The following is a 7,238-nucleotide window of genomic DNA, read 5'->3' as shown; positions in this document are numbered from 1 at the left end:
CCCGCAACCCACCACCACCACATGGCCCACCAGGTCGTCTTGTCGCCCAAATAGGCGGGGCGACTGGCTGAGCTGAAAGCACCGGCTTACCCAGGGTAATCGCTCTAGGGCCGTCAGCAGGTGGGGCGTAGCCCGTAGCAAAAACGGCGTTAACAGCAGCGTTGCCGCCGTAGTGCCCACCGTGAGCCCGTAGAGGCGCGACGAAAACAGCCCTTCTTGCTGAGCCACCCCCGCCAGCACAAAGGAAAATTCCCCAATCTGGTTAATGCCCATGCCCACCAGCAGCGCTGTCTTGAGCGGATAGCCAAACAGCGTCACCACCCCCGCTGCAATAATGGCTTTGCCGAGCATCGCCACGGCCACCAGCCCGAGTAATACCCAGCCATTGGCCAGCAAAAAAGCCGGGTCGATCAGCAGGCCAATGGAGGCAAAAAACAGGGTGGCAAACACATCGCGCATGGGCAACATGCGATCGAGGGCATGGTCGGCGTACTCCACATTAGAGATCATCAGCCCGGCTACAAACGCCCCCATTTCGATGCCCAACCCCAGGGCCGAAGTCAACAGGGCAATGCCCAGGCAGAGCACCAAAATGCCCAGTAAAAATAGCTCCTGAGAGCCGCTGCGGGCCAGCAGGCGCACCACCGGGGGCACAATCCACTCGCCGACCAGGATGGCACCCCCCAGAAACAGCAGCGCCTTGAGCACCGCCGCCGCCAGGGCTAGGCCAATCACATTGGTGGGTTCGGTGAGGGCGGGTAAGATCGCCAGCATCAGACCCACGCCCAAATCTTGCGCAATTAAGATGGCGAGCATAATCTGCCCGTGGTTGGTGTGCATCTCGTTGCGCTCGATCAGGCTTTTGAGCACTACCGCCGTAGACGACAGCGACAGCACAGCGCCTAAAAACACTGCCGTGGGGATAGTATCGACCCAGCCAGTGAAGTAGGCCAGACTGCCCCCCAGCAAAATGGTGAGCACAATCTGGAGCGTGCCACCGCCCAGAACGATCGCCCGCATGCGCAGCAGATCTTTAAGCGAAAACTCAATGCCCAGAGCAAACAGCAGCAGCGCTACCCCCATGTCGGCGAGCACCTCAATATCCCCATCTAGGGTGATCAGCCCAACCCCGGCGGGGCCAATCAGCATGCCGCCCAGCAGATAGCCCAGCAGCACCGGCTGCTTAAAGCGGCTGGCCAGGTACCCGCCTACGGTGGCGGCCCCCAGCACCGTCACCATTTCTACAATTAGGGTCAACTCTCCAGCCATCGCGGTTATCTGCCAGAAGGGTTTTGTATACACCTGCGGGGGCGATCGCCCAAACCTGGGGAGGGTTATCGAGTTAGGTGCAAGGCTGAGAAGGCCAGATTCCCCAATTTATAGCGCTCAAAGCTACATCCTAATACTCGACCCATTAAGGTTCGAAGCGATTTATTGCTGTACAAGGAATTTTCCCGTGAGCATAGGTGCTGCCGATGGTAAGCATGACTGCGATCGCCCGCAGCATCAATACCTAAAAATCCAGGTATGTCTTTCGACGAGTATCAACTATATCCTTAGACGGTCTCGCCCACTGGACCCATCCCGCTATGGTGTTGAGCATAAGGAAAAGGCACTCGGTGCCTGACAATATTCTGGAGATAAAGCATGAATATCCTGGCATGGATTGTATTGGGTCTGATTGCTGGCGCAATTGCCAAAGCTATTTATCCTGGCCATCAAGGTGGCGGCATTTTAGGCACTCTTCTCTTAGGTGTAATCGGTGCATTTGTTGGGGGTAGTCTCTACGCTCTACTGACCACAGGATCATTAGCATTGACGGCCACCGGCCTCAGCATTGGCGGTGTGGTTATTGCTGTATTAGGTGCAATTGTCGCCCTGTTCATCTACTATGCAGCAACCAAGCGGACGGTGTAATCAAACCTGTTTATCGCTTCAAGTCAGCTGACTAAACGTGAGACCAAAGCTCGAATGCATTGCAGCAAAAGCTCAATGACTGACAGAGTAAAGCTTGATCGTACCGACTGGACAAATGGCTGACCCTACAATGATTTGGGACTACTATTATGGTTTTCCCAAGTCATTTTTTTAGTTGATAGGTTCGATTGTCTTATTGAGATTCTCTATGAAGGATCAGCTAGAATACGCCGGAGTCTTGAAGCAAGCACTGAAGACCTTTGTGCTAAATGCGGATGGCGAGTTAGCCACAGCGCTAGAAAAATATAGTGCTGATCGTTCAAGGCAATGGTCGGTGACCAATCTCCAGGGGGTTGATCGCTCAGAACTAGCTATTGATATGTTCCTGACCGAAGGTCGGGTTTCTAACCAGTCGGTATTGGATATCTTTATTCAACATCAGCCCGAGTTAACCCAGGCTGACCGGGCCTTGATTAAGGGCTGGGAGAACGCTTTCAATGGGCTGTTTGCAGTAGTTCGGGTAGAGGCAGAGCGCTACGAGTTAATGAACTGGCTGACTGAAAAGCGCTATTGGGTCAGGCCCAATGGTGCCCAGCTGGCAGCGGAGCTAGCCCGATTCAGACCTGGGGAAATTGTCATCACTCGCCTGCTGCCCATCGTCGCCGATGAGTGGACAATTTCAGGCCCCCTGATGCTGCTGGGCAAGCTGGGCAAACCGAAGTTAGCCGTCGCCATTGGCAACTTTAAGAACTGGTTTCCCAACCACCTCTACGGCGATGCCCCTGAGCTTTTGGCCGAGGCTTGGAACTCTGTAGAGCGGCTTCATCACGACTTTGTCGATTTCTTTGGGGGCGATCGCCTCACCCTGTCTGGCCATGATTTGAATAGGCGGTTAAATGAGTACCAGGCCGCTATAACCCAGCGCCGCCTGGCGGAGGTTGGCCTTGATGGTTCCAAGTCGCTTCAGGAGTTGGCCACCCAAGCCGGTATTACTGAGGCAGACATGGCTGAGTCAATGGAGGCGTTGGGAGAAGATGGTCGCCAGGTAAGCCGCCTGATGAAAAATGAGCAGACGGTCAAAATGGTGATGCCGTCGATTAGCTTGCCCGATGATTTTCGTCGGGCGGCAGCCGTCACCGTATTTGTTCATCCCCGATGGGGACAAATGTTCCTCAACGACTATGTACGCCTCACCCAGTTGCTTGACGCGACAGATGCAGAATCGTTGACAAAGCTGGATAAAATGACCCAAAAATATCTGCAGGAAGACGGGGCAAATGCCTATATCTGGCAATGTTTAGCGCAGGAAAACCCAGCCCCGTTGATCGCCTCCCTCAGGCGAGTTCTTGACCGCCCGGAGCTAACCTTGGCTGATCTAAACGAGGTTTTGGTGCAGGCTGCAAAACCTCTGGAGCCATCGCTGCCGGAGATCGCCAGTGTGCCTTTGCATCTGCACAATCTTTTCCAGAAAGCCTTGCAAGAAGTTGGCCAAGGTGCGTCGAAGAAAAAATCAAAGGGCCCACGAAAGCAAAAGATCGGGTTCGCGGTTTAGCCACTAGTACAGTGCACCATAGCTATGTGCACCTTTAGTGTAGAGGCTTCCCTTCACTTTTTGGTCATAAAAACACCGGGCAAAGACTATGGTCCTATCGGTTCTTATATGAGGGGCGGCACCGTTAGCCCTTTGAGGGTTTGGGCCGTAGACGATAGCCCTTTGCCCTGCACCAGCACCACAAAATTCCCCAGGCCCATGGGGTTGATCAGCTGATGCAGGCGATCGCGCCGCTGAATCGCCAAGTTGACCGTAGCCATATCGGTCGCCTGTATCTGCCCCAGGGCGGCAATGCGATCGCCCAGCCCCAGCGACATCAAAAACATGCCCTGCTGGGTGGCCCCCAGGGTCGCCAAGCCACAGTGTTCGCCCTGACGCTCCAGCGCGGTGAAATTGACGTGGGCGGTAATGTCTTGGTAGCCCAGGTAGCTGTAGGGGTTGTCGTGGTGGGCGTGCTGGTAGTAGCACTGGAGCGTGCCCTGGGCACGGGCACGGCTGTAGTAGCGGCTGGCGGGGTAGCCATAGTCGATGGTGAGCACGTAGCCCTGGTGCAGCTTGGCGGCGACGGTTTTCATCCAGTCTAGGGCCGCTAGATGTACCTCGGTGCGGTATCCGGGGGCGTACTGGGGGTCGGCCAGGTCGATGCCGACAACGGCAAAATAGTCGGCCAGGCGGGGGGTTGAGGGGGCAGCGACGATTTCTTGCAGTGCAGAGTCTGCGCTGTCGGCCAGGGTGACGTAGACCTCATGCAGCCCCCTTTCTGTGATTACCACCTGGTGTACGGGCAAAGCATCTACCAGCTCATTGGAGAAGAAACAACCGGTAATGCCGTCGTCGGGGATAGGCTCCAGATCGATCCATGCCACTTTTCCGCTCCATGGAGCCAGGTGCTGGGTTTGAACGGCGCGCAGTTGGTCAGATTTTTCGACGATTTGGTAGCGGAGGGTAGCGAAGCAGCCGGGGTAGTGATTCTGCAACGCGCCAAGCACATCGGCGGCGATCAGCCCCTGGCCAGCCCCCATTTCGACTAAATCAAAGGGATCGGGACACCCGAGATGCTGCCACATTTCCGCAAACTGGATCGCCAACAATTCGCCAAAGTCATGACCCAAATGGGCTGAGGTAACGTAGTCGCCGTCGCGGCCCAAAATGGCGTCTTTGGTGGTGTAGTAGCCCCCCTGGGGATGGTAGAGGGCCAGCTCCATAAACTCGGCAAAGGGGATGCGGCCCTGGGGGGATTGGCGAATGCGATCGCGCAACACCTCGTATAGCAGTGGGTTGTGGGGCATGGGTGGAAAGCAAGGGAATGTGAGGAGCGAGGGAGCGAGGGAATATGGGGAGACGTGAGTGACGCGATCGCCCCCACGATGCACCGACTGCTAATTTGCGCAGCTTACCCGCTGAGCTGCTGCCGCAGTTGCTCTATAGACTTTGCCACAGCCAGACATTGGGTGCCACGACACACCATGCCCACGGCCCCAGCGGGCAGGGCATCGGCCACGGCAAAGACGGTCGTGGGCCAGTACTCGGTAGCCAGCTCGGCGATGACGGCAGGAGTGGCATTGACCACGGTGCCGTAGAGAAACCAGTTGAGCCCGTGCAATAGACTGGGGCAGGCGCGGGGCAGCTGATCCATCACGGTGCCGAAGGCTTGCAGCGTGCGCTGGGCGCGATCGAGATCGTCGAGATCGTCGGTGAGCAGGGTCAGACGCATCAGGTTCTCGACGGCGATACCATTGGCGGCTGGCGTAGCACTGTCTTGGTAGGGGCGCTCCTGCACCAGCAGGGCCTCGTCGGCAACGGCGCTGAGATAGCCGCCCGGGTCGGCACTCCACAGCCGCTGGTCAAACTCCTGCTGGGTTGAGATCGCGATCGCCAACCAGTCTGGCTCTGGGGCAGATTCTGCCAGGGCCAAACCAGCCTGGTGCAGGTCTAGAAAGGCCTTGATTAAAAGAGCATAGTCTTCGGCCTGGGCCAGCACCTGGGGTGTACCATCGTAGCCCAGACGGTATAGCTGGCTCCCCACCCACTGGTGCTGGCGAATGTAGTCGGCGGCGATCGCGGCGGTGGTCAGATAGTCGGGGTTCTGGAATGCGATCGCCGCCTTTGCCAAGCCCGAAATCATCAGGCTATTCCACGCCACAATCAGCTTGGTATCGGTGACGGGGGGAATGCGCCCTGGCCAGATCTCAGTTTTAGCCGCCTGACTGGTGGTAGCAGGGGGGAAGGTAGCCAGATCCCCCGCCGGGGTGCCGTAGCGCAGGGTGAAGAGCTGATCCAGCGCCGCTTCGGCTTCCTCGGCAAGAGGGCCGAGATGCTGTCTTTGCAGCACATTCTGCCCCTCAAAGTTACCTGGGGGCGTTACCGTAAAGGCATCTGTCAGCGCCTGCAGCTGCTCGGCGCCCAGCGTCGATTCCAGCACCGAGTAGGGCCAGGCGTAGAACGCGCCTTCCTCCGGTTCAGCGTCATTGGGAGTGACAAAGCTATCGGCATCCTGGGCGGCGTAGAAGTAGCCCTCAGGAGCGGTCATTTCTCGCTTTAGCCAGGTGTGGGTAAGGGCGATCGCCCGCTCAAAGGCCGGTTCCTTTTGTCCACTGGCCCACAGGTTGGCCAAATACTCCACAATCATGCCGTTGTCGTAGAGCATCTTTTCAAAGTGGGGCACAGTCCAGTTTGGGTCCACAGTGTAGCGATGAAAGCCGCCGCCCACGTGGTCATAAATGCCGCCCAGGGCCAGATCCCGCCCCCGCTGGCCACAGATATGGGTAATGTCTAATTCCAGGTCAAACCGCCGCCCGCCCAGCACCGCTGTGGCGTAGGGAATCATGGGAAAGCAGGTACCCTGACCCGAGGGCAGGAGAATCTTGGCGTTGGTCGCCAGCCCCCCATAGAGTAACTCCGCTGAGAGTAGGCCCTCTGTACCGGGAATTTGCGCCGCCTGGTGCAGGTTGCCCATCACGGCCTCAGTTATCTCCGCCAGCCGCGATTTGTCGCTGTCGTAGAACTGGCGCAGGGCCGTCAGCACCTGCAAAAAGCCCGCCCGCCCGTACTTGGGCTCTACTGGAAAGTAGGTGCCGCCGTAAAAGGGCACCCGGGTTTCGGGATGCAGCACCACGTTCAGCGGCCAGCCCCCCTGGCCGGTGAGCATTTGCAAGGCCTGCATATAGATACTGTCGATGTCGGGCCGCTCTTCGCGATCGACCTTGATCGGGATGAAGTTGGCGTTCATGTAGGCGGCGATCGCCCCATCCGAAAACGCCTCGCCCTCCATCACCGTGCACCAGTGGCAGCTGGAGTAGCCAATGGAGAGAAAAATCGGCTTGTCGTCCTGGCTGGCGCGCTCTAGCGCCTCGTCGCACCAGGGCCACCAGTCGATCGGGTTCTCGGCATGCTTACGCAGATACAGACTGGGCAAATCGGCCAGACGATTAGTCATAAAAACGAAGCGGATGAGGGCATGATCACCCTACCACGGGGAAAGTTGCGAGATTCAGAGCCCGTGGCTTGAGATCATAGGGTGGGAAAAGCGCAGCGTTTCCATCATCCTATTGCTTCTAACATTTGCCGCATACTATCAATCAGTCTCCGTTCAGATCCTATGCGGATTTTTGATGGCTACTAAGCTGTTACGCATCTAAATTGCATTAATCGAATTTCCCTTATTTTTCACCTTGCGATGCCAATTTATAACTAAATCCCCCTCATTGAGAAGTTTGTTGATAAGGGCTTCAAGATCTTCAATCGACTTAAATAAACGATTTGAAATGAA

At 56.8% G+C, this 7,238-nt stretch carries 5 protein-coding genes and 1 pseudogene; 2 read left to right on the top strand and 4 right to left on the bottom strand.

Features of this window, described 5'->3' with window-relative positions; genetic code table 11:
* Positions 1-1,269, bottom strand: a 1,269-nt coding sequence (locus IQ254_RS28320; RefSeq protein ID WP_193969496.1) for a cation:proton antiporter, incomplete at its 3' end; no start/stop codon positions are given.
* 378 nt (positions 1,270-1,647) lie between these two features.
* On the opposite strand from IQ254_RS28320, the gene IQ254_RS28315 reads away from it, so the two are divergent.
* Together IQ254_RS28315 and IQ254_RS28310 are read left to right on the top strand one after the other, a co-directional pair.
* Complete coding sequence (locus IQ254_RS28315) at positions 1,648-1,917, top strand: GlsB/YeaQ/YmgE family stress response membrane protein (RefSeq protein WP_193969495.1); 270 nt, start codon at positions 1,648-1,650, stop codon at positions 1,915-1,917.
* A gap of 208 nt (positions 1,918-2,125) precedes the next feature.
* A complete protein-coding gene (locus IQ254_RS28310; protein WP_193969494.1) occupies positions 2,126-3,469 on the top strand; it encodes a hypothetical protein in 1,344 nt (447 codons plus the stop codon).
* Between the two features lie 104 nt (positions 3,470-3,573).
* Here the strand turns inward: IQ254_RS28310 and IQ254_RS28305 are convergent, their stop codons facing one another.
* The 3 genes and pseudogenes from IQ254_RS28305 to IQ254_RS34050 form a co-directional block, all read right to left on the bottom strand.
* On the bottom strand, positions 3,574-4,758 hold the full coding sequence (locus IQ254_RS28305; RefSeq protein ID WP_193969493.1) for a class I SAM-dependent methyltransferase: 1,185 nt from the start codon (positions 4,756-4,758) through the stop codon (positions 3,574-3,576).
* Between the two features lie 104 nt (positions 4,759-4,862).
* Positions 4,863-6,905, bottom strand: a complete 2,043-nt coding sequence (locus IQ254_RS28300) for a thioredoxin domain-containing protein (RefSeq protein ID WP_193969492.1) — start codon at positions 6,903-6,905, stop codon at positions 4,863-4,865.
* 198 nt (positions 6,906-7,103) lie between these two features.
* A pseudogene (locus tag IQ254_RS34050) lies at positions 7,104-7,238 on the bottom strand (IS630 family transposase); the annotation flags it as partial.

Origin of the sequence: Nodosilinea sp. LEGE 07088 (assembly GCF_015207395.1) — a bacterium.
In the GTDB taxonomy this organism is placed as follows: Bacteria; Cyanobacteriota; Cyanobacteriia; order Phormidesmidales; family Phormidesmidaceae; genus Nodosilinea.
This window is presented reverse-complemented; position numbering and strand designations above follow the sequence as displayed.